Annotated in this window: 23 protein-coding genes; 15 read left to right on the forward strand and 8 right to left on the reverse strand. The window is 47.5% G+C overall.

Features of this window, described 5'->3' with window-relative positions; translation table 11 throughout:
• The first annotated feature begins 65 nt into the window (after positions 1-65).
• Together ACP4IT_RS04810 and ACP4IT_RS04815 are read left to right on the forward strand one after the other, a co-directional pair.
• The gene (locus ACP4IT_RS04810; RefSeq protein ID WP_024855191.1) at positions 66-923 is read left to right on the forward strand and encodes an NAD(P)H-binding protein; all 858 of its coding nucleotides are present in this window, start codon (positions 66-68) and stop codon (positions 921-923) included.
• Between the two features lie 49 nt (positions 924-972).
• Positions 973-1,413 carry an Rrf2 family transcriptional regulator gene (locus ACP4IT_RS04815; protein ID WP_011667170.1) on the forward strand — a complete coding sequence of 147 codons (441 nt, stop codon included), beginning with the start codon at positions 973-975 and terminating at the stop codon, positions 1,411-1,413.
• Positions 1,414-1,452: 39 nt separating this feature from the next.
• On the opposite strand, the gene ACP4IT_RS04820 is transcribed toward ACP4IT_RS04815, so the two are convergent.
• The 3 genes from ACP4IT_RS04820 to ACP4IT_RS04830 all read right to left on the reverse strand — a co-directional run bounded on the left by ACP4IT_RS04820 (position 1,453) and on the right by ACP4IT_RS04830 (position 5,315).
• Entirely contained in the window at positions 1,453-3,759 is a 2,307-nt protein-coding gene (locus tag ACP4IT_RS04820) for a CDP-glycerol:glycerophosphate glycerophosphotransferase (protein ID WP_156646494.1), read from the reverse strand.
• A 9-nt stretch (positions 3,760-3,768) separates the two neighbouring features.
• Positions 3,769-4,701 (reverse strand): hypothetical protein, encoded by a 933-nt coding sequence (locus tag ACP4IT_RS04825; protein ID WP_011667172.1) that lies wholly within the window; start codon positions 4,699-4,701, stop codon positions 3,769-3,771.
• 251 nt (positions 4,702-4,952) lie between these two features.
• The gene (locus ACP4IT_RS04830) at positions 4,953-5,315 is read right to left on the reverse strand and encodes a winged helix-turn-helix transcriptional regulator (protein ID WP_011667173.1); all 363 of its coding nucleotides are present in this window, start codon (positions 5,313-5,315) and stop codon (positions 4,953-4,955) included.
• 130 nt (positions 5,316-5,445) lie between these two features.
• On the opposite strand from ACP4IT_RS04830, the gene ACP4IT_RS04835 reads away from it, so the two are divergent.
• The gene (locus ACP4IT_RS04835; protein ID WP_011667174.1) at positions 5,446-6,651 is read left to right on the forward strand and encodes an MFS transporter; all 1,206 of its coding nucleotides are present in this window, start codon (positions 5,446-5,448) and stop codon (positions 6,649-6,651) included.
• A gap of 64 nt (positions 6,652-6,715) precedes the next feature.
• Here ACP4IT_RS04835 and ACP4IT_RS04840 read toward each other — a convergent pair whose 3' ends face one another.
• Positions 6,716-7,669: an aldo/keto reductase gene (locus ACP4IT_RS04840; protein WP_015473257.1), complete on the reverse strand. Its 954-nt coding sequence runs from the start codon at positions 7,667-7,669 to the stop codon at positions 6,716-6,718.
• Between the two features lie 170 nt (positions 7,670-7,839).
• Between ACP4IT_RS04840 and ACP4IT_RS04845 the strand changes: the two genes are divergently transcribed.
• From ACP4IT_RS04845 to ACP4IT_RS04870, 6 genes are all read left to right on the forward strand, one after another.
• Complete coding sequence (locus ACP4IT_RS04845) at positions 7,840-8,598, forward strand: ABC transporter ATP-binding protein (RefSeq protein WP_011667176.1); 759 nt, start codon at positions 7,840-7,842, stop codon at positions 8,596-8,598.
• An 11-nt stretch (positions 8,599-8,609) separates the two neighbouring features.
• Positions 8,610-10,421 (forward strand): ABC transporter permease, encoded by a 1,812-nt coding sequence (locus ACP4IT_RS04850; RefSeq protein ID WP_015473259.1) that lies wholly within the window; start codon positions 8,610-8,612, stop codon positions 10,419-10,421.
• A 38-nt stretch (positions 10,422-10,459) separates the two neighbouring features.
• Positions 10,460-10,831, forward strand: a complete 372-nt coding sequence (locus tag ACP4IT_RS04855; RefSeq protein ID WP_011667178.1) for a GntR family transcriptional regulator — start codon at positions 10,460-10,462, stop codon at positions 10,829-10,831.
• 140 nt (positions 10,832-10,971) lie between these two features.
• On the forward strand, positions 10,972-11,376 hold the full coding sequence (locus ACP4IT_RS04860) for an iron-sulfur cluster biosynthesis family protein (RefSeq protein WP_011667179.1): 405 nt from the start codon (positions 10,972-10,974) through the stop codon (positions 11,374-11,376).
• Positions 11,377-11,555: 179 nt separating this feature from the next.
• A complete protein-coding gene (locus ACP4IT_RS04865; protein WP_128491722.1) occupies positions 11,556-12,887 on the forward strand; it encodes a collagen binding domain-containing protein in 1,332 nt (443 codons plus the stop codon).
• A gap of 136 nt (positions 12,888-13,023) precedes the next feature.
• The gene (locus ACP4IT_RS04870; RefSeq protein ID WP_082265143.1) at positions 13,024-14,832 is read left to right on the forward strand and encodes a heavy metal translocating P-type ATPase; all 1,809 of its coding nucleotides are present in this window, start codon (positions 13,024-13,026) and stop codon (positions 14,830-14,832) included.
• Positions 14,833-14,895: 63 nt separating this feature from the next.
• On the opposite strand, the gene ACP4IT_RS04875 is transcribed toward ACP4IT_RS04870, so the two are convergent.
• Positions 14,896-15,579 carry a VTT domain-containing protein gene (locus ACP4IT_RS04875; RefSeq protein WP_015473264.1) on the reverse strand — a complete coding sequence of 228 codons (684 nt, stop codon included), beginning with the start codon at positions 15,577-15,579 and terminating at the stop codon, positions 14,896-14,898.
• Positions 15,580-15,717: 138 nt separating this feature from the next.
• Here ACP4IT_RS04875 and ACP4IT_RS04880 point away from each other — a divergent pair, with 138 nt between their 5' ends.
• Positions 15,718-17,253: a multicopper oxidase family protein gene (locus ACP4IT_RS04880; protein ID WP_015473265.1), complete on the forward strand. Its 1,536-nt coding sequence runs from the start codon at positions 15,718-15,720 to the stop codon at positions 17,251-17,253.
• Between the two features lie 46 nt (positions 17,254-17,299).
• Here ACP4IT_RS04880 and ACP4IT_RS04885 read toward each other — a convergent pair whose 3' ends face one another.
• Positions 17,300-17,638 carry an ArsR/SmtB family transcription factor gene (locus ACP4IT_RS04885; protein ID WP_015473266.1) on the reverse strand — a complete coding sequence of 113 codons (339 nt, stop codon included), beginning with the start codon at positions 17,636-17,638 and terminating at the stop codon, positions 17,300-17,302.
• Positions 17,639-17,709: 71 nt separating this feature from the next.
• On the opposite strand from ACP4IT_RS04885, the gene ACP4IT_RS04890 reads away from it, so the two are divergent.
• Positions 17,710-18,315: a cadmium resistance transporter gene (locus ACP4IT_RS04890; RefSeq protein WP_015473267.1), complete on the forward strand. Its 606-nt coding sequence runs from the start codon at positions 17,710-17,712 to the stop codon at positions 18,313-18,315.
• Between the two features lie 63 nt (positions 18,316-18,378).
• Here ACP4IT_RS04890 and ACP4IT_RS04895 read toward each other — a convergent pair whose 3' ends face one another.
• Positions 18,379-19,410 (reverse strand): YeiH family protein, encoded by a 1,032-nt coding sequence (locus tag ACP4IT_RS04895; RefSeq protein WP_015473268.1) that lies wholly within the window; start codon positions 19,408-19,410, stop codon positions 18,379-18,381.
• Between the two features lie 109 nt (positions 19,411-19,519).
• Between ACP4IT_RS04895 and ACP4IT_RS04900 the strand changes: the two genes are divergently transcribed.
• The 4 genes from ACP4IT_RS04900 to ACP4IT_RS04915 all read left to right on the forward strand — a co-directional run bounded on the left by ACP4IT_RS04900 (position 19,520) and on the right by ACP4IT_RS04915 (position 24,764).
• A complete protein-coding gene (locus ACP4IT_RS04900) occupies positions 19,520-20,407 on the forward strand; it encodes a LysR family transcriptional regulator (RefSeq protein ID WP_082265146.1) in 888 nt (295 codons plus the stop codon).
• Positions 20,408-20,502: 95 nt separating this feature from the next.
• Positions 20,503-21,693 (forward strand): MFS transporter, encoded by a 1,191-nt coding sequence (locus tag ACP4IT_RS04905; RefSeq protein ID WP_011667188.1) that lies wholly within the window; start codon positions 20,503-20,505, stop codon positions 21,691-21,693.
• Between the two features lie 453 nt (positions 21,694-22,146).
• Positions 22,147-23,007, forward strand: coding sequence for an AraC family transcriptional regulator (locus tag ACP4IT_RS04910; RefSeq protein ID WP_047021804.1), 861 nt, complete (start codon positions 22,147-22,149; stop codon positions 23,005-23,007).
• 125 nt (positions 23,008-23,132) lie between these two features.
• Positions 23,133-24,764, forward strand: coding sequence for an ABC-F family ATP-binding cassette domain-containing protein (locus ACP4IT_RS04915; RefSeq protein ID WP_047021805.1), 1,632 nt, complete (start codon positions 23,133-23,135; stop codon positions 24,762-24,764).
• A 74-nt stretch (positions 24,765-24,838) separates the two neighbouring features.
• Here the strand turns inward: ACP4IT_RS04915 and ACP4IT_RS04920 are convergent, their stop codons facing one another.
• Complete coding sequence (locus tag ACP4IT_RS04920) at positions 24,839-25,768, reverse strand: DMT family transporter (RefSeq protein ID WP_128491724.1); 930 nt, start codon at positions 25,766-25,768, stop codon at positions 24,839-24,841.
• Between the last annotated feature and the right edge of the window lie 62 nt (positions 25,769-25,830).

Consider the following 25,830-nt stretch of genomic DNA (forward strand, 5'->3'; position numbering starts at 1 on the left):
TCATCATCGTTGACGTCAATCGGCTTTCATGTAACAATAAAAGTAACAAAAAGGAGCGATGAACGATGAAATATGTTATTACCGGGGCGACTGGTCATCTTGGCCGTCAAATTACCCGCCAGTTAGCGCAGCGAGTAGCACCTGAAGAAATGACGCTGGGGGTGCATACGCCCAGTAAAGCCACTGAATTTGTTCAGCGGGGGATGACGGTTCTACCATTGGATTACCAAGATGTGACCAGTTTGGTAGCCAGTTTGCGTCAGGCTGATGTGGCGATTTATGTGCCCAGCAAGAGTCATGATAGTTTTAGTCGCGTGAGTGAATTTGAAAATGTTGTGACGGCGGCAGAACAGGCGCAGGTCAAACACTTACTGGTGATGGGCTTTATTGCCGATCAAGTGAATAATCCGTTTGATCTATCGGCGTTTTATGGCTATGTTCCCCGTCGCTTAGCAGCCAGTACGTTGGACTATACAGTCGTCCGTAACGCGCTGTATGCTGATCCGCTAGTCCCTTATCTACCAGAACTGATTGCGCGTGGTAATGTTATCTATCCGATGGGCGATGCGTCACTAAGCTTTATTAGTCTGGCGGAAAGCGCAGCGGCATTCGCGCAATTAGCGGTGACGCCGCCGTTATGGCATCAGCCTATTTACACCTTGACTCAGGAACGTTCGTATACGATGCCCGCTTTGGCTGAGGTTTTGAGTACTGCTAGTGAGGCTAAGATTGGGTATGCACCGGTAACGTTGCCCCAGTTTGCCGCGTTATATAACGAAGGAAATGAGGGTCATATGTTAGCGTCAATGTATGCCGGTGGTGCGCAAGGGTTATTGGCGACGGTTAGCGCGGACTTTCGGCAGATCATGGGGCGTCCAGCGCAGAGCTTACCAGACTTTTTAAGCGCGACACTTGCGAAGTAAGGCGGGATCGGTATAATTATTCGGTAAAGATATTTAGGGGGGACTCATGATGCGCTATTCACATAAGCTTAGTGATGCAGTTCATATCTTGGCCTATATTGTTATTTACCGGGATCATGATTTATCTAGTGCGGCCATTGCGGCGAGTGTTACGTCTAATCCGGCGCTGGTTCGTCGATTGATGGGCGCTTTGCGACGGGCTAACCTGTTAGCCACGACGCAAGGTGCAGCGGCACCAAAACTGGCACGTGATCCTGCCTTGATAACGTTGCTGGATATTTATCGAGCGGTGGAAAATCCGGGGGATCTGCTACACGTTGATGAGGAGACCAATCCAAAATGCATTGTTGGTGGCAATATTCAAGCCACTTTGGAGACGGCCTATAGTGAGGTGCAACAGGCAGCGGAGCGGCAGATGCAGCAGATAACGTTAGCAAGTCTAATTACGGATATTTGGACGCGTGAACGAGAAAAAAGTAGCACACACTAAAAAGGTCGCGACGATTGTCGGGACCTTTTTTGGTGGCAATTAATGATGAAGTTCATCAGCGAAGAAAGTATCAACGACGCGCTGACTGGCATGACCATCTTCCCAAGCGTTAAAGCGTTGGCTAAATCGTTGGTAGGCCGCAGCGTATTGTTGCGTAACGGCTGGTAAATCATGTAGGGCGGCCAAAACGTCGTCGTTAGTCTTGAGTAGGGGCCCCGGCAGATCAGTCTCCATGTTGAGGTAAAATCCCCGGAGGACACTTCCATACTTTTCGTAGTCATAAACAAAGTACAGAATGGGCCGTTTTAAAATGGCGTAGTCGAAAAAGACACTGGAGTAATCAGTAATTAAGACATCGGCAATTAAGTATAATTCGCTAATATCATCGTAACTAGATTCGTTGTAGACAAAATCACCAAAGCCGGTTGTGTCTAAGTGTTCAGTGATAAAGTAATGCGTGCGGAGAACTAAGACATACTCGTCACCGAGTTCTCGTTTTAGTCGATCAATATCTAGCTTTAACGTGAATTTGTAATCCCCAACGCCGTAGTAATCATCATCACGCCAAGTCGGGGCGTAGAGAATAATTTTTTTGTCGAGGGGAATCCCCAACTTACGTTTGATTTGTTGGGCCTGCTCGTCCTTATCTGGCGCACTCAAAATATCATTGCGCGGATACCCCGATGGTAACATTTGATCGGTGGGGTACATGAAGGCATGTTCAAAAACGTCGACGGAGAATTGGTTAGCCGTAACGAGATAGTCCCACTGACGCGATTGTTGGTAAAAAATCGATTTGTACAGCGGGTTGGCACTGGCAACGTTATCCATGTCAAACACCAAGTGTTTCAACGGTGTGCCATGCCAAGTCGCTAGAAATTTAGTGCCCGGTCGTTTGATGAACCACTTCGGTTGGCGCATGTTAATGACTTGAAATTTGGCGGTAGCTAAGTAATACATGTAACGCCAACCAAAGCGCTTGACGACCTTGGTATTGGGCCGACCGGCCGGCGTTTCACTGACCCCTGGGTTCATCACCCAAACGTGGTGGAAGCGACCGGGATAGTTCTTTTCAAGGTAGTTATAAATGGCTTTAGGACTATCAGAAAAGTTGCGACCGAGAAAAGACTCATACAAAATGGTTCGGGGTTTAATGGGCAACTTGGTGAACCACCAGTTGTAGGCCAAGCGGGTAATACCTCGCCCCCGGTGACGGATCACACGATTCAACTGTCGTAAGCGAACCAATACGTTGATCTGAAATTGAAGAACGCGTGGTTGGCGACGAATCGCGCGTAAGATTTGACGGCTATTGTGGGGTAACTCGCGTAAGGTATCAGGATCAACGAGCTGTAAATAGTCGTGCAACTGGTCCATTAACGCAGGACTATCAGCAACGGTAGTTTCGGAGCTGGTCGCTAACGCTTGATAGAGATAGCGGTGTAACCGATCCAAAGTGAATCGACTGAAGGCCACATGTAACGGACCGACCGGTAAGTCCACCAGAGCCAACTGCCAAGCAGCAAGCCGGTGGTGCCAGCGATGGGGGTCCTCTAATTGGTGAATGGACGGTTGATTGATGGGATCATTGTGTTTAACACGTACATATAGGGGATCGGCTAGTCGCAGATAGGTCGGCGTTGCCAGCATTGCCTGCGTTAGGAAGTGGTAATCAGGGTAGAGGGCGTTGGCCTCATCAAATTGCCAATGATGTTGCTCGACCAGTTGGCGATTGAGTATCTTGCCCGTTATTTTAGCCTGACGACCAAATTGTTCAAATCGATCTTCGCCAGTGAATAACAAATACTTGTGGGTGAGCCAGTTCTGAACCGCGGAAGAAGCTGGTGTGGTAGTCGGTAGCTCCGTCAGCAAGTCAGCGGGTAAATTAAGTGATCGATTCCGCAGACGCAGGCGTTTAGGACCACCCCACTTGGGTAGTGTATCAGTTGCCGAGGTCTGCGTGAGACTGTTGACAAAAGAAACGTGTGGTTCATAGGTCGGGTATTGATTTAAGTCGATAAAGGTTGTGGATTTTAGGCCTTCCAGCGCAGTAACCGTTGCTAACGCCGTTGGAAGCAGGTAATCATCACTATCAACAAAGACCAACCAGTCGCCCTGAGCAACAGTCATGGCGGCGTTGCGGGCGGCGCCAACGGTTGAAGCTTTGGGGTGTACCTGACGAATGGTGAATGGCGCTTGCCATTCCGTCTGGTCCAAGTCAATCGGTAAGGAACCCGCAATCAACCATTCAAAATCAGTGGTCGTTTGGGCCGCTAAGTTGGTTTTTAATGCCAATAATTGGTCATATTCGCTGGGTAAGTACGGTGTAATCAAACTAAATTTCATGAGATCCCCCTAGTAGAATAACTGATGAGCCACTCGAGGTGACAGCATCCGCAGCAAACCTAAGCGTGACCACCGATGGATCGGGGGCGTCTGAGTTTGTTTGATTTGCGTCAGTAACTGAAGATGCACAGGTCTTGATAACTGATGGCGACCAGCAATATTCAGGATTTGATTAAGCTGATGTTGTTGGTACTGAGCGATAAGGGGACCCCAGCCCAAGGCTAGATGGTCCAAATCAATTGCCTGCAGGTTAGTGAGCCACGTTAGGGGCGTTGTAACCGCCCATGACTGTCTTGCGATGGTGGGAACGTGTAGTCGGATGACTTCAGTTGCTGATTGTAGAATTGGTAAAGTTTGTTGCAGCGATGCTAATGGTAAGTTAGGGGATAATTGCATACTGGGTAGTAATAACCCGGTTGGTCGTAATCGTTGATCGAGGTACTTCAAACTTTGCAGATTTGTCTGAACACTGTAATTTTGAAGACCCCAAAGTGTTAGCTGTTGGGCGTTAGCGGTCGTTAATTTAGAGTCAGCTAGCTGCTGTAAGGTGAGATGGAGTCGACTATCAGCGTGCTGTTCAAGGTAATCTTGGACTTGTGGGGCTAGCGGTTGACCGCTGTCAAAAGTGGCTAAGCTGATCAAGCGATTGGGATGTTGTTGGATTACCTGTTGCCACTGTTTAAGGGCACCCGGCAATAATCGATCTGTTTCCCGTAGATTAATTAAATAGGTTTGTTCGCTTGGTGTGATAGTTGGGCGACCGATGGTTAATGACCATGCGGCCGCTTGTCGTTGTTGTGCCTGGGTCAGTGTTTGGCCCTTAGGTAACTGCAGGCTTAAAGAAACGTCCGTAACGTGTTGGCTGTTGGTTTCCCCGATGAGCGTAGTGAGTTGCGCCCAGTCCAACTGTGCCTGTGGGACGATATTAAGATATATAGGCATGTTTTTTCCTTCTCCGATAAGTAAATTAGATTAACAAATAATAATTTCAAGGTTTATTATACCCGCTTATGGATGGGTTACCAGCCATTTTTACGCCAATTGTCGACAATGATAATAACCGATAAACGATTCTTAGGGTTTCTTTTTTGATCTGAGTCATGTTATCGCATAATTGGCACACAAAAACACCTGCTAGACGGGATAATCTGGCAGGTGTGATGAATAAGATTTATCGAGAAATCTTGTTGAATTTAGACGTCATCGCGGCTCAGCAAGGTAATGGCCTCTCCTTGTGCTTGCCGGCGATCGATGTTTTGCTCGCCCCAAACACAGAGTTCGTGCAGGATACCGGACAGACTCTGGCCGTAGTCGGTTAAGGTATAGTCGACTTTAGGTGGTACTTGCTTATAAACGTGACGTTCGACAATATTGGCGGCTTCCAACTCCCGTAGTTGTTGCGTTAACATTTTTTGTGAAATTTGGGGGATGGCCCGCGCCAGTTCACCAGTTCGCATGGTTTGATGACGTAGGTGGCATAAAATAATGGATTTCCATTTACCGCCAATAATTTCCATCGTTGCTTCAACACCAATATGATAGGTTTTTGTGCTCATCAAAGCGCCTCCTAATTAATTATTACCTTTTGGTGGGTATCGCACTTTAAAGTGGGTTCTTGTTCTGGATATCTTAACCAGTATAATCATAACTCATACAACAGACAACTGGTATCTAGAGGAGGTTCCTATGACAAAAAAGATTTCACCAACGTTAACTTTATTGGCACTTGCTGTAAGTGCATTTGCAATTGGATCAACGGAGTTTATTAGTGTGGGATTAATTCCCATGCTCATTCAAAGTTTCCATGTGAGCTTGGCACAAGCCGGCTTAACGGTTTCTGTCTATGCCTTGGGCATTATGATTGGTGCGCCGCTGATGACGTTACTAACCGGTCAAATGAATCGGCACACCTTAATGTTGATGATTATGGGATTGTTTATTGCTGGTAATTTACTGGCCGCTTTGGCACCGACATTTAGTATCCTATTAGCTGGTCGCGTGGTTGCGGCTTTAGCTCATGGCATTTTCATGACGGTGGCGTCCGTCATTGCTGCGGATGTTGTGGCCCCGGCTAAACGGGCATCGGCGATTGCAGTTATGTTTACCGGGCTGACGGTGGCCACTGTAACGGGTGTGCCATTGGGGACTATGATTGGGCAACTGGGCGGTTGGCGGTGGTCCTTTATCTTTATCAGCGTGATTGGCGTGATCGGACTGGTTGCCGACTACATCTTAATTCCACGCCAGTTACCGTTACCAAGTCGTGCAACAGCTAAAGGGATTTTGCGGGTCTTAAAGACACCACAACTATTATTGGCCTTATTAGTGACGGCGTTGGGTTATGGTGGAACTTTTGTGGCTTACACCTATCTGTCGCCATTATTAGAAACGAAGATGGGTTGGTCAGCTCAGGCGGTCGTTGTGATTCTCGTTGTTTACGGGGCGATGGTGGCGTTAGGAAATACACTAGGTGGTCGCTGGGCTAATGCCCATCCCTTACCAGCCTTATTGAAGATGTTCGTTGGTTTAATGGTGACCTTGTTGGTATTAACGGTAACGTTACACAGTCAGTGGCTGGGTCTCTTAACTGTGCTAGTCATGGGGTTCTTTGCCTTTATGAATGTTCCGGGACTACAACTCTACATCGTACAGGTGGCCGAACAACAGACGCCACAAGATATCACGATGGCTTCCGCATTAAATATTTCAGCCTTCAATGTGGGGATCGCATTGGGGTCCGCGATTGGCGGTCAAGTGACCAGTCAATTTGGCTTAGCATGGACACCACTTTTTGGAGCACTAATGGTAGGACTTAGTATTGTTGCAACGATGGGATTGATTCGGCTGGCTCGACCGGCTCGACGGTTAATCAACAAATTCAATCATCTTTAAAATGAAAAGGACGCCCATAATCGGACGTCCTTTTTGCTTTTACAGCATTAAGTTTGAGACCAGTTTAAGGCAAATCATTACCAGCAGCGAAGTAAATATCGTACCATTCCTGCTTGGTTAAGGTAACATCAGCACCGGCCGCACTATCCTTGATGTGTGTCGGATTCATGGTACCAAGCAACACTTGAATGTTGGCGGGGTGGCGAAGAATCCAGGCAATTGCGATACCGTTTTTAGAAACACCATATTTGTCAGCCAATTCCTGCAACTTTTGGTTGAGTTCAGGGTATTTCGGGTCATTAATGAACATACCTTCAAATAACCCATACTGGAACGGTGACCACGCTTGAATGGTCACATGGTGGCGCCGAGAAAATTCAAGAATTCCCCCGTCATGGTCAACAGAACGGCTGTCGGTCATGTTGACGTGAAGTCCGGCATCAATCATACCCGTATGAGCGGCACTGAATTGGAGTTGGTTGAACATTAACTTTTGATCAACGACATCTTGCAGCATTAAGTATTGTTGCACGTTGAAGTTGGAGACCCCAAAGTGCCGAACCTTGCCAGATCGTTGCAAGGTGTCAAATGCATCGGCAATCTCGGCCGGTTCCATCAGTGGATCGGGACGGTGTAAGAGAAAGGCATCCAGGTAATCAATATTCATCCGTTCCAAAATACCATCGACGGCATCGATCAAATGTTGCTTAGAAAAGTCATAACGCTTCCCAAAGACTAGGTCATCATGGCTCCGTTGCGGGTCAACGATAATGCCACCCTTGGATTGAATATAGAAGTCATCGCGCTTCAGACCAGAGGCCTTCAACGCTGCGCCAAAGGTCTTTTCAGATTGACCATTGACATAAATGTCAGCCGAATCAATATAATTAATCCCGGCCTCGTGAGCTGCCTGTAAAGCCTTGACGGCGTCTGCTTGTTCTAAGACGCCCATCCGCATGATTCCTAATGCAACTGCTGAGGCTTGCCAGTTAGTATTGCCAAGTTGTCGTTGTTTCATCAGAAAAACTCCTTCGTTTTCAGATTAGTCACGTACATCCTTAAGTGTACACCGTCCGGCTAATTTTTTCGCGCTAGATGACTTTTGGGGAAAAAGGTTGACTTTTTGCCAGCAACCGTTATAGTTAATTACACAAGTAACTAACCAACAAACGAGTGGGGGATTTTAACATGACAACGAAAGCAGTCGTCAGTGTCAGCGATTTAGAGAAAACGTATGGCAAACCTAATGAACGTCAGTATACAGCCTTAAAGGGCCTTAATTTTACGGTGGACGCCGGGGAGTTCGTCGGCATCATGGGCGCATCTGGTTCGGGGAAGACCACCTTGCTGAACATGCTATCCACACTGGATACGCCGACTAAAGGTGACGTCGTGGTTAATGGTCATGATGTGACCAAAATGCGTGGCAACCAGTTGGCGGATTTCCGGGCCGAAGAAGTCGGCTTCATCTTCCAAGACTTTAATCTACTAGAAAGTTTAACGGCGGAAGAAAATATTGGCTTGCCGTTAGCATTAAAAGGAACATCGTCGAAAGTGATGGATCAAGCTATTCACGAGGTCGCAGCCACTTTGTCGATTTCCGATTTGTTAACGAAATATCCGGCTGAACTTTCTGGTGGGCAAAAACAACGGGTAGCGGCGGCTCGGGCCATTGTTCATCACCCCGCAATTTTGATGGGTGATGAGCCAACCGGTGCTTTAGACTCAACCAGTGCCCGGGAACTTTTGGACTTGATGACGACCATCAATGAACAACAGAAAATGTCCGTCCTATTAGTGACGCATGATCCCTTCTCAGCAAGCTTCTGTCAACGGATCTTATTCATTAAAGACGGTCAGATTGGTTCAGAGTTACGGCGTGGGGAACAAGATCGGCGAGCATTTTACCAACAAATTTTAAATGAGCTCGGAACGTTCAACGAGTAGGGGGGCGCAACATGTTAGCAAAATTAGCACTTGCTGGGATTAAAAATCGGCGGCGAGATTATCTGGTCTTATTGGCGGGGTTAACCATGTCAGCGGCCATCTTCTATATGTTTGCCAACTTGGCAACCAACAAGGCTTTCATTTCGGCCAATGCGGTGGTGTCACAAGCTGTTATTATCTTTGGCTTTGGGGCCGTGTTATTAATCTTGATTAGTCTGGTCTACATTATGTATGCGAACAGCTTTTTATTGAGTATGCGGCAGCATGACTATGGTGTTTTCATGATGCTGGGTGCTAAGCGGCGCCGAATTGGCCAACTGGTCTTTTTGGAAACCTTGATTTTGGGGACGATCGCGACCGCCATCGGGATTGGTTTAGGGTTAGCGATGAGTAAGTTCCTAGTGGGCTTCTTATTGAATCTATTAGGCCTTCACTTGGCCCACTTACAAGCAGTTTATGTACCAGCAATTATTGCGACCGCAGTCCTTTACGTAGGGTTATTCGTCTTGGCATCGCTCTTTAACTTACTGCATTTAACCCGTTCCACGGTTTTAAAATTACTTCACAGTGATGACCAGGCCGACCAGCCTAAGGTCAATCCAGGGAAACAAATCGGTCAGGCATTGCTGGGCATTGTTTTGTTAGCGATTGGTTATTGGGCCTTAGCCGCGATCAAATTGCTACAAGTCATGGCTATTCCAATTGCGCTAATGACCATCACCTGTGGCACCTATTTATTATTCCGGGCAACCTTACTAGTGGTTATTCGGGCGTTACGGCACACCAGTTGGGCAAAAAAGCATCTGAACGGGTTCTTATTGGGCCAACTAAACTTCCGGGTGTATAACTACACGCGAATGTTAACCATTGTTTCATTACTGTTTGCGATGGCCTTGGGGGCCATTACCGTTGGTTCGGGATACCATCGGCAATTGCCACAAATGGCGGGGAGTTTTGATGCTTATACCCTGGCGGTCCACAACGTGACCCCCAAGCAGCAAAAGTTGATTAATCAACTGCACGTTAGCCATCAAGCAACCTATACGCAAAAACGGCAAGGCAAAGTAGTTTATTACAATGCGACTGAACTGCGCCAACAACCGTTTGAACAATTGCGTACGACGGGAAAGAGCTTAGGTAAAAACCAGTACTATACAGAAAGTTTGTCAGCCTTTCAAAAGAAGGGATTGGCTGGCATGGACTTCCAGAACTTGGCTATCCGCGGAGCCTATACGTTCTACACACCGAAGATTCTGAAAGCTCAGCAATTTAGTCGTCAAGCCGGCAAGACCATGACAGTGACGACCTTACGTGTAAAAAACATGCAACAGGATCAACGAGTCTTAAAACAGTTAAATCAAAGTGAGCTTGACCGTTATCCGCTACCGACAAATATGACGGTCGGTAGTTATCAAAGTTTTACCATGATGAATGCCTTCTTTGGTGGACTTGAGTTCATGGGGTATTTCTTGGGGATTGCCTTTCTAGCTATGCTGGCATCTTGTTTGATGTTCAAGATCCTTTCTGGCGCCCCAGGCGACCAACGTCGTTACCGGATGCTGTACAAGGTTGGTGTTCGCCAAGGACTGATGCGTGCGGGTATTGCAAAAGAAATTGGGATTTTATTCCTCATTCCTGGTATCATGGGTATAGTTGACGTTTTGTTTGGTTTACAAATGTTTAAACCGTTGATGCAAGCACCGATGAGTCCATATCTGGGGATTGGGAGCACGTTCTTAATTTTCATTGGACTGTACGCAATCTATTATGTCGTAACGTTGGCACTGTATTGGCGAATTGTATTACCAAAGCAAGTAGATTAGTCGATAAAATGAGTTTAAAAAAGAATGTGGGATAAGCCATGAAATTTAATTTTGATAGCCCGGAACCCATTTACCTGCAGGTAGCCGAACAATTAGAAGAGGCCATCTTTACCGGTATCTACCGGGCTGGCGAACAGGTTCCGTCTACGACAGAGATGTCGAAAGAATTTCATATCAACCCGGCGACGGCGCTTAAAGGCATGAATCGGTTAGTGGCGGCCCAGATCATTGAAAAGCGGCGCGGTGTGGGCATGTTTGTCACCGCCACAGCAGCTGAAACGATTCGTCAGAAACGGCGGGCGCAGTTCTATGAACGTTATGTCAACCGGTTTACGGCTGAAGCCAAGAAGTTAAATCTGTCTGAAACTGAATTGATTGCTCTGGTAACACGAAGTTACCATGATGCTTAGCAAATGAGTGGTCCCCCTATGAGTCTGATGGGGTGACCACTTTTTGGGGTAAGCAAGTTGATTTACAAATAGAGCTAACTGCGGTATAACTAATTGTGCACAATTGAGTGGGCATAATCTTCGGAAAGAGGGATTTGATGATGAAAATCACAATGACAGCAGCAGCTAAGGATTTTTTGCGTAACCATGTTCAACCAGACACTGTATTGTTACTCACGCTAGATGATGGGTCTAACCGTTATTCGACCCTCGGTGGGAGCTGTGCGATTGGTGACAAGTTTCAATTTGTCGCGCTGACGGAAAAAGATCCGGCTTATGCCATTCCGGTAGAGAACGATGCGGGCATCCAGTTGTGGACCAACGCTGATACGGAACTTTATTTAAACAATGGGTTGACGCTAGATCGGGTTTTCAATCAATTGGCATTACGTGATGATACAGGCATTTTGGACAGCGCAGTCGGACTGATTACGTACTCAGCTGAAGAGAAATCAAAATTAGACTTGAAGAAAGAAATGCAAACTTTAGGGACACGCATTTGCTAGTTTCCAGTTTGTCGGCATGGGCCAAATGGCGCATGCTTTTTTTTATACATCCCATGGCTAGCGGTCTTGTTTAAAAAATGAATTATTCAAACAGTGAATAAAAATGGTCTCTGTCTATTGTCAGGTGATAGGTGGCACGCGTATACTGATAGTATGCAAAGTTCTGGGAGGGGATTTATTTGGAAAAGATTCATCAAGGTTGGCGAATACTAATCGGCTTAATTGGTTTGCTGGGCATTCTGATTATTAGCCAGTGGGCAGTACCAGCCCACGCCGCCACTAATTATGATGGCGCGAACTTCACGACAGCGGCTAAGGTCACTAACGGGCCAGATTTCAAGCACGCTGATACAATTGATATCCAATATCATTTGGATTTTGGCACGACACCTTTACATAATGGCGACACGATTACGTTAGATTTTCCTGAGAATTTACGAGGGAAAACACCTGGTGATACATTCGATGTAACGGATGAGTCCGGTGAGGTGATTGGTAAAGCCGTTGTCTCAGATACCGGTGTGGTAATCACCATGAACGATGCATTCGAAGGGAAAACCAATGCAAAGTTAACCCTGAATTTGGCAACCAAGTATCGGTACGACGATACGGGCGAGAAAGATGTGGTCTTCCCACTAGAAAATAACGGCAGTAGCACTTCAACCATTAATATGGTTGCTAACGAAGCCAATCTGTCTAAGAGTGGAACGATTCAAGACGATGGCACCATCAAGTGGACCATTTTAGTGAATCGGAAAAATTTACATTTAAAGAATGTTGAGATCAGTGACACAATCGGGGATCATCAAGAAATGATTCACGGGGTCACAGTCAGCAAGGCTTATTGGACCAGCGCAACTGGCTACAAGCGTGAAAAGCCAGCAATGACGGCTGATGATTATCAGGTGACCTATCACGATCAAGGATTTGATTTGACTTTTAACGATGATTTAGATCAAATGGTTGCGATTGATTACTATACCAAGATCACCGACCCATCATTGATTGATTCGGGCTACAAGTTCCGTAACAACGCCGAAATGACTTGGGGTGGTGGCACCTCCGGCACGAAGCAGTCTGAACAGGCTAATGGGAAGGTTTCTTCTTCAAAGGGCAATAGTGGTTCTGGTAGTGGCGATGTCAACGAAAACACGGAAGAACCTGAAGACAAGGATACTGGAACGATTGATACCGACAACGGTACCGAGACTGATGCCGAAGAAGCCGCTCGTGAAGAGGCTGAGGATAAAGAAGAGGCTGCTAAAGAGGCCGAAGCAGCGGCCGCAAAGAAACAAGCGGCTAAAGCCAAACAGACAGCAGCTAAGGCTAAGCAGACAACGGCCAAGCCAAAGACAACCGCAAAAGCAACCGCCACACAATCGGCTGGTCGAACGGTTAATCATAACCGGAAATTACCGCAGACTGATGAGGCACCGGTGGCTTGGGCCACATTAAGTGGTTTGGGATTGCTACTGGCTGTAGGAAGTGTTCGGGTCTTACGTCGTCATTAATGATAGTTTTAAAAAGCGATTGGTCCGTTGCGGATCAGTCGCTTTTTATTCATGATGACTGAAACCGTCATGTGTTAAAGATCACAATAATTGTTATAATGAAGTGACTTAAAAGTATTATTTTGGGGGTACCGTGATGGGAAAATTACAGGAATACAAACGATTTTGGTTTGTGGTGAGTCTAGGTGTGATCGCTTTAGGCCTGCAGTTTTTGGCACACCAAGCAGGGCTAGCACAATTATTAGTCAGTGCCCTTGGCATTTGTTTAGCCCTGCTTATGTTTGTAGACATGGTGAAGACCTTACGCTCCGGCAAATTCGGTGTGGATCTATTGGCGATTACCGCTGTTGTGGCGACTTTAGCCGTGGGTGAGTATTGGGCGGCGTTAATTGTCTTACTCATGTTGACGGGGGGCGATGCACTGGAAGACTTTGCGGCGCGGCGAGCCAATAGTGAGCTACAAACGCTACTTGACCAATCGCCGCAGACGGCCCACGTGGTTGAGGGTGAGACGGTTACGGATGTTGCGGTCAATACAGTTACGGTGGGCGCCCGACTGCTGGTCAAGCCCGGCGAGGTCATGCCTGTTGATGGGACGTTGATTACGGGGCCGACGACAGTTAATGAGGCGTCACTGACGGGTGAAGCACGGCCCATTGAAAAAGCAATTGGCGATATGGTCATGTCTGGGAGTATCAATGGTGAAGCGGCGGTGTATCTTCGTGCGGAGCAGACTGCTGAGAATAGTCAGTATCAAAATATCGTTCGCTTGGTAAAGCAAGCAGAAGCGCAACCTGCGAAGTTTGTACGAATGGCGGATCGCTACGCTGTACCGTTTACGATTCTGGCTTACATCATTGCGGGGATTGCCTGGGCAATTTCACAGACGCCAGTCCGGTTTGCTGAGGTTTTAGTCGTAGCATCACCGTGTCCGTTAATTCTCGCGGCTCCGATTGCGTTAATCTCGGGGATGAGTCGGGCTAGTCGCAACGGAATCATTGTCAAAACTGGGACGACACTAGAGAAATTGGCACAGGTCAAGACAGTGGCCTTTGATAAAACGGGAACGATTACGCAGGGAAAATTAGTGGTGGATCAGGTGGTACCGCAAGGGTCACAGTCGGCCGATCGGCTATTACAACTGGCAGCCAGCGCGGAACAGCATTCTAGCCACGTTTTGGCCCAGTCGTTAGTTGCTGCTAATCGTTTGCCATTGTTAACGGCAACCAATGTGACGGAAACGACGGCGCAAGGGGTAGTGGCGACTATCAACGGCCAGCAGGTCCGTGCGGGTAAAGCGGCATTTGTCACGTCAGAGTCGATCACCAAACCGGATCAAACGGCTGTTTATGTGGCGGTCGATGACGTCTATCAGGGATACGTCAGCTTTAATGATCGCGTACGACCAGAAGCAGCTACAACGATGACGCGACTACGCCAAGCGGGAGTCGCGCACTTGATGATGATTTCTGGGGATCGCCAGCCAATTGCAGAACAAATTGCCCAAGAGGTGGGGTTAGACCAAGTTCACGCGGAATGTTTGCCCGCCGGTAAGATCGCGGTATTGGATCAGCTAGCTGCGAACCAACGGCCGGTAGCGATGGTCGGTGACGGGATTAATGATGCACCATCTTTGGCAACCGCTGACGTTGGGATCGCAATGGGGGCCCATGGGGCAACGGCTGCCAGTGAATCAGCTGATGCCGTGGTGCTCAAGGATGACCTTACGCGAGTCAGTACGGCGCGGGTCATTGCGCAAGACACCATGCGGGTTGCCCGGCAGTCCGTATTGATTGGGATTTTTATTTGTACCGGCTTAATGCTGATTGCCACGACTGGGATTATTCCGGCCATTATTGGCGCGGTCTTCCAAGAAGTGGTCGACACTGTGACGATCCTATACGCGTTACGGGCCCGATCAGATCGGTCTTCGTTAGAGAACTAATAAAAGGTACGGGTACTGCTGGATTTGTCCGGCAAGTATCCGTACCTTTTGACGTCAGGGCCACTAGTCAGCCTGTGCTTTACGCCGTTGATCGCGGCGAATAATTTCATACAATCCCACTAATAAGAGGACTAAGACCACGGCTAAGATAACGGTCTTAATGTTACCAGATAACAGTTCATCGCCACCAAAAGCGTAGAGAAACGATACAGGCAGAGACCCCATTACAATACAGCTGAGGGTGGTAGTAAACGAGGGTCGTAATTCTAGCGCCGTGTAGTTGACCAGTACGGTCGGTAACATCGGAATGGCATAGCCAATGCTTAGTCCTAATCGCGGATGGCGCATAGTCTTTAACTTGTCAGTGAGGTATTGAAAGCGACTGGGTTTCGAGCGCTTAGGAAACTGGCTCATGAGGTAAATGGCCAGCAGGTTGCCCAGTGTAATACCAGTTAGGTTAATCACGAACCCGGGCCAGCGACCAAAGAAGATACCAGATAAGATAGCAATTGCTGAAATTGGCACCCCAGGAATGGCTGAACCAATGGCAATAGCCGCAACGAGGATAATGGCGTTATGTCGTCCTTGATGGCGCAACTGATTAATCAAAACGGCGCGATCCCGATTGAAGTGGGTTGCTAGAATCGTGGTACCAGTTGTGCGGTAGTCAATCCACAACCAACTTAGCAAGGCAACCAATCCCACGATGCCCAGACCAATCAGCCAGTATTTATATCGATTTGTCATGAGCGAGCCCCTTTGCCATTAGATACTCTTAACTTACCATAAATTTACGAGAAAGAGAACGAACAGATTGAGTAATTGCCGGTTCGGGGAGTATGATGAAAGGGTAACAAGAAATCTGATCGTAGGGGAGCCAGAAAAATGACAAAATCACTCAATACCGATTATTTTTTTGATGAAGCGGCCTATAACACCCATGATGGTGGGTATGTGCCGCTGGCAGAACCGAAGACACCACAACAGGCCTTACGGATTCCGCCGTTATTGAAGCCAGATAAAGAAACTGCGACGGATACCTACTATACGGTCGAGGCCCAAGCTGGTGAAACCCAACTGTTACCCGGTAAGAAGACCAAGACGTGGGGCTATAACACCAGTCTACTGGGACAAACATTGGTTTTTGCGCAGGGTAAAACGATGCATATTGATTTGAAGAATAGCTTACCAGAACTGACGACATTTCACTGGCACGGTTTAAATGTCCCCGGGCCATATACGGACGGTGGCTGTCATGCACCGGTCTATCCGGGACAGACGCGGCACATTGATTTTAAAGTGGACCAACCGGCGGCGACCTTATGGTTACACGCGCACCCGTGTCCATCAACGGCGGAACAGGTCTGGAAGGGGCTTGCGGCCTTAGCCTTGGTGACCGATGATCACGAGGCACAGTTGCCATTGCCACATACTTATGGCGTTGACGACGTTCCACTGATTTTACAGGATCGGCGGTTCCATGAAGATAATCAGTGGGACTATGAAGCGGATTATGATCCCGACGGTGTTCAGGGACCGACACCACTGATTAATGGGACAGTTAACCCGTACTTTGACGTGACAACCCAACGGCTGCGCTTACGGTTATTAGATGGCGCTAATCGGCGGGAATGGCGGTTGCATTTTAGTCATGATCTGCCGTTTACCCAAGTTGCTTCGGATGGTGGCTTACTGCCAGAACCGGTGGCCTTTACACACCTGATGTTGACCTGTGCTGAACGTGCTGAAATTATTGTTGATTTTGGCGACGTGGCGCCGGGAGAGACCGTCACGCTGTATAGTGACGACGTGCCGTTGGTTCGTTTCCGAGTTCATGAATTTACGCCAGATACGGCTGTGCTCCCAGAACATTTGGTTGAGATGCCAAATCCAGACGTGACACCGGATATGCCGATTCGTAAAGTGGTGATGTCTGGCATGGATGAGACGGTCATGATGGACGGCAAAAAGTTTGGCATGCAACGGATCGATGCCAAGCAGCAGGTCGGTAATGTTGAACTGTGGGATGTTACCAATACGAATGATATGGACGGCGGCATGGTGCATCCGTTCCATATGCATGGTACGCAGTTCTTAGTAGTCTCCCGTAACGGGCACGCCCCGTATCCGAATGAACACGGCTTTAAGGATACAGTCGGTGTTAACCCTGGGGAGACCGTGCGGTTAAAGGTTTGGTTTGACCACACAGGGGTCTACATGTATCACTGTCACATCATCGAACACGAAGATGGCGGCATGATGGCCCAAATTGAGGTCTTTGATCCGCAACACCCACAAACCTATAAATTAATGGATATGGAAACGCTGATGAAGGCCGTGGCTGAAGAACGCGGTATCGCCGTCAAAGATTTACATTTGGCGGGGATGAGTTCCTATGAGAAGATGGGGATGGAGATGTAGTCAGTAGAATAAAAAGGGCAATCACATTACGTGGTTGCCCTTTTTATTATTCACCATGCTTTTTCCCTCGCAAAACATGATCCACGTGGGCAAGGGTTTCGTTAACAATATCTAAGATATGGGGGTCATCAAGCTCATAGAAATTTTGTTTACCAATACGTTGGGCGGTGACCAGTTGTTCTTTCTTCAGGAGGGCCAGTTGGTGAGATACAACCGATTGTTCGACCTGTAAGAGCTGACCCAATTCCCCCACGTTGAGTGACCGCTGTTCCAATAGATAAAGAATTTGCAGTCGCGTGGGATTACTTAGAAGTTTGAAAATAGCTTGTGCTGCAGCCAATTTGGGCGCTTGAATGGTAGTGACGGGTTCTTCAGTAGACGACATTTAAATAGGTTGCTCCTTTCATATGAATATGATAACATATGTTGAAAATAACATATTGGAGATGACCAAACATGCTACGACCAATTTTAACCGGAGTGACGGATTACATCTCAACCGGATTAGATTACCTTGTTATTCTAATGATAATTTTCAGTCGCGTAAAGCCTCAAGATCGTTGGCTCGTGTTAATTGGTGACTTTATCGGTACGTTGATTCTGGTTGGGAGTTCTCTGGCCTTGGCCTTCTTCTTAGGTTTTGTACCAACCCCTTGGGTTCTTGGATTATTAGGCCTAATTCCCATCTATTTAGGCATCAAGCTGGGACTTCAAGGCGATGACGATGATGTGGCCGCGGTTGAACGCCGGGTCAGTCAGCCCCGGGGATTGATTGCGAGTGTCGTGCTGATTACCGTTGCTACGTGTGGTGCCGACAATATCGGAATCTATGTGCCCTTATTTACCACTGTTGCGGCCAGTCAGATTCCATTAATTTTAATTACGTTTGCTGGCATGGTCGTTGTGTTTTGGGAACTGGGATTTCGACTGGCAACATTACCGGTGATTGCTGGTGTGTTAGAGAAGTGGGGGCGTCATCTGACCGTCGTGGTTTATATTCTGCTTGGCGGGTATATTTTGTGGGACAACGGGACGATTCACCAACTATTGCGTTGGCTATAGACGTAAAAAACCAGTATCACGGCCATGAACCGGCTGGATACTGGTTTTTGTATGAATCACGATTTAAAAGAATAGCTTGCTGGCAATGGTGACCCCAGCTAGTAAGACCACGGACGATAAGGTTGCGGCTAGAAAGGCGTTGCCCCCCCGTTGGAAGATAACGCGGAAATTCACGCTCATACCAAGAGCGGCCATTGCCATCCCCAAGAAGATGTAGGCAAGTTTAACCAGACCAGCCAGCGTGGTGGCTCCTAAGGGGACCCAGGTGCCAATGATACTGGTTAATAGGAAACCGGCCATAAACCAGGGAATTGGTAACTTAGTTGGCCCATCGTTTGTGGTTGTGGTGGCGGTTTGTCTTTGGTACCACCAGCCAATGATCAAGGCAGCTGGGGCCAATAAGAGTACTCGTGACAACTTGGTAATAATCGCGGTGTCCAGACTCACAGGGCCCCCAGCACTACCTGCGGCAACGGCGTGGGCAATTTCATGCAGTGAGCCCCCCGTCATGACGCCGAATTGAACGGCAGTCAGGTGCAATAGAGGTTTCAACCCGATTTCAATTAGGGTAAAGACAGTTCCTAAGATCGCCACGATAGCGACGGCCAAGACTTCGTTTTCCCGTTGTCGTTCAGCTTGATCGGCAGGGACTTTAATCTGTGGAGAGACGCCCATGACGGCGGCGGCACCACAGATGCTCGTACCCGTAGCGGTTAGAATAGCTAGTTCTCGGTCGACCCCAAGCTTACGACTCAAGTTATACGTCAAGAAGACCATCCCAGTAACGACGACGGCAGCCAGCGTGATGGTTTTGACCCCCGCTTGGGCCAATTGCAGAAGATTTAACTTGAAACCTAAAAGAATAATCCCTAATCGTAAAAATTTATTGCTAATGAATCCAATGCCATCCCGGTTGACGGCAACCATCCGGGGTGCGAGTTGGCAAGCCATCCCTAATAATAAGGCGATGACCAAGGCACCAACTAAGTTCAAATAGGGCAATTGGGCCAGTTCGCTACCGGCTACCGCACAAATTAACGTAATGACAGCCGCTCCCCAGAAGCTGCGGGTTACTAGGGTATTGCGAATATCCATATCAATTTCCTCCTCTATGATTGATAACCTTAGTTTACCGGAAGTCGATTATAAGATAAAATTGGGATATTTAATGACGATATAAATTTTACTTATGAGGAGCGATGATATGCTAGATAAACGATACGAAACCCTGTTGGCTTTAGTGCAAACAAAATCCTATACCCAGACGGCCCAACGGCTCTTTATTACTCAGCCGGCAGTGTCTCAACAGATTAAGAGTTTGGAAATGGAGTTGAACGTAAAACTGGTTCGGTATCAACGACCACGGCTGACCATCACGCCAGCGGGTCAAGAATTGGCAGCCTTTGTGCAGCGGATTCAAGTGCAGGCCAATAAGGTGGTCACGGCCTTACAGCACCCTCAGGTGACGCGGCAAGTGATTTTTAGCACGACACTGTCCTTGAGCGAATTCTTAGCGCCCCAGTTGATTCAAGCGATTCAGGCTACCCAGCAATTTCGCGACATTCAATGCCGGGTGACTAACACGCAAGCCGCCTTGACCGCGATTGATCGCGGAACCAGCGACTTTGCTTTGATCGAAGGCAATTTTGACAAGACGCGATATGATTATCAGATAGTTCGTGAGGAACCATTTGTTGCCGTGGTGGCCGCCAATCATCCACTGGCGCAGCAGGCACAAGTTAGTTGGGCGGACTTGACGGCTTATCCATTATTGCTGCGGGAGTTGGGATCTGGTAGCCGAGAGATTCTGACCAATCTGGCCCAGGCAGCCAATGTAACGTTAGCGGAGTTTTCGCAGACGGTGACGATCAATAATCTGGCGGCAATTCGTCAGTTACTGCTACAAGGGGCCGGCGTTAGTTTTGTTTATCGGTCGGTTGTAGCGAGTGAATTAGCGGTCGGAAAATTAGTGACGTTACGTTTGCCAGCGGGACAATTGCTCCATGAATTGGCGGTGGTATATGCGCGTGATAGCTTTTTTGCTGCGGATTATCAGCGCTGGACACAAGCTTTACGACAACCTGGTAACTAAGTCACTTAAAAGATGAGCTTAACAGTGGACAAACCCGGTTCTTTGTTGGTAGCATGAGACTATTGTCGAAAAATATGGAGAAGGGGTGAACCGTTGTGACACGCAAAACAAAACGGGCCATTTTTATTTTAATTTTTAGTGAATTTCTAGTCTGCTTGGGAATTAGTTTAGTGATTCCGGTCATGCCGTTTTTAAAAACAGAACTGCATTTGTCGGCGACTGATATGGGGATCATGAATGCCCTGTTTGCGCTGGCACAATTTGTGGCGTCACCCCTCATCGGTCGATTGTCCGATAAGATTGGCCGTAAGCCAGTTTTGACGGTGGGGTTACTGTTATATATGGTATCGGAAGTCCTATTCGCACTGACGAACTATCTTTGGGTCTTTGATATTTCCCGCCTAATTGGTGGGCTATCAGCCGCCATGGTTGTGCCAACTGCGATGGCGTTAGCATCAGACATTACAACTAAACGACAACGGGCCAAGGTGATTGGCTGGCTATCAGCGGCCTTTAGTGGTGGCTTGATTTTGGGCCCCGGTATTGGTGGCATATTAGCTGGTATCAGCTACAAAACCCCATTTTGGGTGGCTGGGGCCTTAGGCTTATTAAGCGCAATTGTTTTGATTGCGTTACTTCCTAGTGATGCTGAAAATAAGCGGGTAGTAGAAGAACCCGAACAAGCGAAAACGACTGCTCACCCAATGAGTCGTGCGTTTTGGACGCTACCCATTATTATTTTATTTACGATGATTTTAGTGTCATCATTTGGCCTACAGGGATTTGAAAGTATTTACAGCATTTATGTTAACGAAGTCTTTAACTTCAGTCTGAGTAATATTGCCTTAGTATTAACCCTGAATGGATTGATCTCACTATTCTTGCAGGTGGCGTTGTTCGATACCATGGTCAGCAAGTGGGGTGAGCGGCGGGTGATTCGCCTTTGCTTCTTCCTCGCGGCAATCTGTACCATTTGGATTACGCAGGCCCACACGAAGTTAGAAGTGATGGTCGCTACATTGATTATTTTCTCAGCGTTTGACCTCTTACGGCCAGCCATTACCACGCTCTTAACCAAGGCTAGCGAGTCTGACCAGGGCTTAATCAACGGCTTGAATATGTCCTTAACGAGCATTGGGAATATTGTGGGACCGATTATGTCCGGCATGTTATTGGATTGGAATACGCACGTTCCGTATCTGGTCGTGGCTGTCTTCTTGATTGTGTCGTATCTGATGGCCTTTTTACTAAAACAACCGGGCAAGCAGCAGTCGACCGTTAATTGACTGTGATAGTAAAAAACGCGTTTTTCTAGGAATCAATTAGATTCTTAGAAACACGCGTTTTTTGAGTTCAACGGGTGTTACGACAAATTAAAAAGCAACTAGATGGTTCTCTAGCTGCTCCCCCCAAGGCCCCGATGGCCGTCTATTCTGTTGGTAGGCCCCCTCAAGCCATACCGATTCACTAGCTATCATAACTCCCCCAAGTTGTGATAGTAGTTAAGGTCAGCAACCTAACCGGATAAGGCAACGCCAATCATGGCCGTCGTTGTTATCCTGATGTTGCAAGTTCATTATAACGGGGATCAAGGATGGGGGTAATCCCATAATCTAATAATTGGCTTACTAAATTTAACTATTTTGCCTCCTAACATGTTATGCTATGACTGAAAGCGGTTACGGTTAAACCGTGCGGGAAAACATGGCTCAATGACAGATAGAAGAAGGGGCGTCAGTATGCCACATCCGTATCATGAACGACTAAACTTTAAGACAGAATTGCCATTGCGAGTTATTTCACACGGGACGGTGGGGCCAAAAATGGTCTTGCCCCACTGGCATCGCGCGGTTGAATTGGCCTATGCTTACCGAGGACAGCCTGGAACGGCGCACATTGGCCGCTCGACCTATCATATGCTGGCTGACCACCTCTACGTGATTAATTCGGAGGTAGTGCACAGTTATGAGACGTTTCTGGATGAGGATAACCAAATTGTGACGCTGCTTTTACCGGCGTCTTGGTTACGCAATGCGGTAGCTGATGAGCAGTTGCCCATCTGGGGGCCGTTGGACCTTGACCTACAATTGGGAGTGTATCAACCGCTGGCGGAGGCCGTCCAGACGTTGGTTGCGGGGGTGATCACGCCTTCATCAGCGCGGTCAGCCTACCTCACGAGCTTGGGAGCTGAATACCAATTGGTCGGCCAATTACTCCAACATCTGACGGTTGACGGCCAAGTGACCAGTGATCAGTTACCGCTACCAGCACCACTCAGGCAGGCCGTTACGGAATTACAGGAGAACTACGCGCAACCCGTTTCAATTGCCAATTTAGCGGAGCGACTAAATTACTCCAGTGTTTATTTTTCCCGCTACTTTAAGGATTATATGGGGATTTCACCCAAGGCGTATCTCGGCCAGATTCGCTTAGAACGGGCGACATCGCTACTGATGACGTCACAGGATTCAATCCAAAATATTGCACTCAAGACGGGCTTTAGCACCGAGAAAAACTTCTTTGTGACGTTCAAGCAATACTACCAAATGACCCCGCGGACTTATCGCCAACGGTATTCGGCACAGCAAAGCTGGTCCTAAGCGGGTGACAGGCGGCACTTTTTATGATACACTACCCTAATATGTCATAACGAAAATAAGTTGAAACCAACGTTGCCGTTAATCAGACACGTTGGTTTTTTCTGTCAAAATAGGAGGAATCGTTCATGTTAACCGTCAATAATGTCAGTATGCAGTTCTCCGATCGGAAACTCTACGATGATGTTAATCTCAAGTTCACCCCAGGTAACTGCTACGGGGTCATTGGCGCTAACGGCGCTGGAAAGTCAACTTTCCTAAAGATTATCGAAGGTAAATTGAAACCCACCAGTGGGAACGTTTCAATGGGACCCAATGAGCGGATGTCGAGTCTGAATCAAGATCACTTTGCCTTTGAAGATAGCATCGTCATGGATACGGTCATTCGGGGGCACCAAAAGCTCTACGATATCATGACAGAAAAGAATGCCATTTATATGAAGCCAGATTTTAGTGATGCTGATGGGATTCGGGCCGCTGAATTGGAAGCCGAATTTGGTGAAATGGGCGGCTGGGAAGCCGAAGCTGAAGCCAGTCAGATGTTGCAAGCCTTGGGGATTGATGATTCTTTACACAACGTCTTGATGAGTGAACTGACCGAATCCCAAAAGGTCAAGGTATTGTTGGGCCAAGCCTTGTTCGGTCATCCGGATGTGCTATTGCTGGATGAGCCGACCAACGGGTTAGATGTCCAGTCGATTAGCTGGCTGGAAAACTTTTTGGCAGGTTACGAGAATACCGTTATTGTGGTCTCTCATGACCGGCATTTCTTGAATCAGGTCTGTACCCACATGTGTGACGTGGATTTTGGTAAGATCACGTTATTTGTCGGGAACTATGACTTTTGGATGGAATCCAGTGAATTAGCGGCGCAATTAAAGGCGAATGCAAACGCCAAGAAGGCTGACCAGATCAAACAATTGCAAGAGTTCGTGGCGCGATTCAGTGCCAACGCCTCCAAGTCTAAGCAGGCAACGTCACGGAAGAAGCAACTGGAAAAGATCACGCTGGATGATATTAAGCCATCTTCGCGAAAATATCCGTATATTAAGTTCACCCCGGAACGCGACTTGGGTAATGACTTGCTTCGAGTCGAGCACGTGTCAAAGGCCATTGACGGCGTCACCATTTTAGATGATGTGAGCATTACTCTGCGGCCCGATGAGAAGACGGCGTTCATTAGCCGGAATGATTTGACGACGACAACGTTGATGCAAATTATTGCCGGTGACGTCCAACCAGACAGTGGTAACGTGGTGTGGGGCCAAACCACCAGCACGACGTATCTACCGAAGAATGTTAATGACTACTTTGCCAATAATGACTTATCCGTGTTGGATTGGTTACGCCAATTTGCCTCGAAAGAAGAGAGTGATAATACCTTCTTGCGCGGATTCCTGGGCAAGATGCTCTTTTCTGGGGATGATGTGAATCGTGCGGTTGATGTGATGTCCGGGGGCGAAAAGGTCCGGGCAATGTTATCGAAAATGATGTTGAGTAAGGCAAATGTGTTGCTGTTAGATGATCCAACCAACCACTTGGATTTGGAATCGATCACGGCGTTGAACGATAGTTTGGTCGCTTTTAACGGCGCAATCGTCTTTACCTCACATGACCACGAGTTCATTCAAACCATTGCTAACCGAATTATTGAAGTGAGTTCTAAGGGATTGGTTGACCGAGCAGATACCACTTATGACGAATTCTTAGGTCATGAGCAGGTTCAGGCTCAGGTGGCAGCTTTGTATGATGGTGAATAATTGCCGAATTTAGTGACAAAAAATAAAATCAGTGTTTCAGAATTTTCGAATTCTGGAACACTGATTTTTTATTCTTAAAATAAACGAATGAGAATAACGCCACCTACTAAACACAATAGGCCTAGAAACTGAACCGGTATCGTAGGATTTCGCTTAGCTCCGAGTAACCCAAATTGGTCAATCAATAGGCCACCAGTTAACTGCCCGAGTAAAGCAAACACTACTGTTTGGCCGGTGCCGAGAATCGGTGCTAAGTAAGTGTTGCCTAAAACAAAGATACCGCCCAATAAACCACCTAGCCAAATCCACCACGGTTTTCTGTGACCGGTGGCATTGGCAATATGACTGAGATTGCGATCAACGACGAAAACAATCACCAATAATGTCATAGCACCAATTAAAAACGAGATGAACGATGCGTGAACTGCCGAATTTAAAACGACACCTAAATGGCCGTTGATCGTCGTTTGCACAGCACCTAAGGCGCCACCGACAATTCCTAACAATCGCCATGGCCAGGGATTGCCACTGGTCGTCGTGGTAGTTTGATGTTGTAAGATGTCTGGTAAGGCAACAGTCACTAGGATACCAATTAACACTAGAATGACCCCGAAGAGCCGGGCTGGTGTGAGAGATTGTTGGGTAGCCGTTAGCCAACCAAACGTATCAATTAGGAGTCCCATTAAGACTTGACCCAAAATCGGCATAATAGCAGTTTGCACGGCGCCAATATGGGGAAAGAGGAGGATGTTGGTCGTTAAGAAGATGACGCCAAGGACCCCACCGATCCACAACCACCATGGCTCTTGAGCTAGTAGCTGGGACGAGACACCAAGTGATTGATGTGAGGCGAGGGTTACCAAGGCGAGAAAGAGCGTTCCAATAGTGAATGAGACAAATGAAGCTTGATAGGGCGAGCCGATAAAGGCCCGTAAACGTGAATTAATGGCGGTCTGGCAAGAGATGATGCCACCAATAATAATACCGATGGTTACGGGAAGCATAAGAAAATCCTCCTCTGAGTAAAAATAAAAGGTTGGCGGTTGGAAATACCGTCTCCCTTTCA

Source organism: Levilactobacillus sp. LN180102, from assembly GCF_050106635.1.
In the GTDB taxonomy this organism is placed as follows: domain Bacteria; phylum Bacillota; class Bacilli; order Lactobacillales; family Lactobacillaceae; genus Levilactobacillus; species Levilactobacillus brevis.

Excerpts from the sequence above, each read along its gene's own strand:
- ACP4IT_RS04855 (WP_011667178.1), top strand. The coding sequence starts at position 10,460 with ATGAAATTTAATTTTGATAGCCCGGAACCCATTTACCTGCAGGTAGCC.
- ACP4IT_RS04870 (WP_082265143.1), top strand. The coding sequence starts at position 13,024 with ATGGGAAAATTACAGGAATACAAACGATTTTGGTTTGTGGTGAGTCTA.
- ACP4IT_RS04880 (WP_015473265.1), top strand. The coding sequence starts at position 15,718 with ATGACAAAATCACTCAATACCGATTATTTTTTTGATGAAGCGGCCTAT.
- ACP4IT_RS04920 (WP_128491724.1), bottom strand. The coding sequence starts at position 25,768 with ATGCTTCCCGTAACCATCGGTATTATTATTGGTGGCATCATCTCTTGC.
- ACP4IT_RS04835 (WP_011667174.1), top strand. The coding sequence starts at position 5,446 with ATGACAAAAAAGATTTCACCAACGTTAACTTTATTGGCACTTGCTGTA.
- ACP4IT_RS04815 (WP_011667170.1), top strand. The coding sequence starts at position 973 with ATGCGCTATTCACATAAGCTTAGTGATGCAGTTCATATCTTGGCCTAT.
- ACP4IT_RS04895 (WP_015473268.1), bottom strand. The coding sequence starts at position 19,410 with ATGGATATTCGCAATACCCTAGTAACCCGCAGCTTCTGGGGAGCGGCT.
- ACP4IT_RS04900 (WP_082265146.1), top strand. The coding sequence starts at position 19,520 with ATGCTAGATAAACGATACGAAACCCTGTTGGCTTTAGTGCAAACAAAA.
- ACP4IT_RS04860 (WP_011667179.1), top strand. The coding sequence starts at position 10,972 with ATGAAAATCACAATGACAGCAGCAGCTAAGGATTTTTTGCGTAACCAT.
- ACP4IT_RS04810 (WP_024855191.1), top strand. The coding sequence starts at position 66 with ATGAAATATGTTATTACCGGGGCGACTGGTCATCTTGGCCGTCAAATT.
- ACP4IT_RS04825 (WP_011667172.1), bottom strand. The coding sequence starts at position 4,701 with ATGCCTATATATCTTAATATCGTCCCACAGGCACAGTTGGACTGGGCG.
- ACP4IT_RS04875 (WP_015473264.1), bottom strand. The coding sequence starts at position 15,579 with ATGACAAATCGATATAAATACTGGCTGATTGGTCTGGGCATCGTGGGA.
- ACP4IT_RS04845 (WP_011667176.1), top strand. The coding sequence starts at position 7,840 with ATGACAACGAAAGCAGTCGTCAGTGTCAGCGATTTAGAGAAAACGTAT.
- ACP4IT_RS04850 (WP_015473259.1), top strand. The coding sequence starts at position 8,610 with ATGTTAGCAAAATTAGCACTTGCTGGGATTAAAAATCGGCGGCGAGAT.
- ACP4IT_RS04915 (WP_047021805.1), top strand. The coding sequence starts at position 23,133 with ATGTTAACCGTCAATAATGTCAGTATGCAGTTCTCCGATCGGAAACTC.
- ACP4IT_RS04830 (WP_011667173.1), bottom strand. The coding sequence starts at position 5,315 with ATGAGCACAAAAACCTATCATATTGGTGTTGAAGCAACGATGGAAATT.
- ACP4IT_RS04885 (WP_015473266.1), bottom strand. The coding sequence starts at position 17,638 with ATGTCGTCTACTGAAGAACCCGTCACTACCATTCAAGCGCCCAAATTG.
- ACP4IT_RS04820 (WP_156646494.1), bottom strand. The coding sequence starts at position 3,759 with ATGAAATTTAGTTTGATTACACCGTACTTACCCAGCGAATATGACCAA.
- ACP4IT_RS04890 (WP_015473267.1), top strand. The coding sequence starts at position 17,710 with ATGCTACGACCAATTTTAACCGGAGTGACGGATTACATCTCAACCGGA.
- ACP4IT_RS04840 (WP_015473257.1), bottom strand. The coding sequence starts at position 7,669 with ATGAAACAACGACAACTTGGCAATACTAACTGGCAAGCCTCAGCAGTT.
- ACP4IT_RS04910 (WP_047021804.1), top strand. The coding sequence starts at position 22,147 with ATGCCACATCCGTATCATGAACGACTAAACTTTAAGACAGAATTGCCA.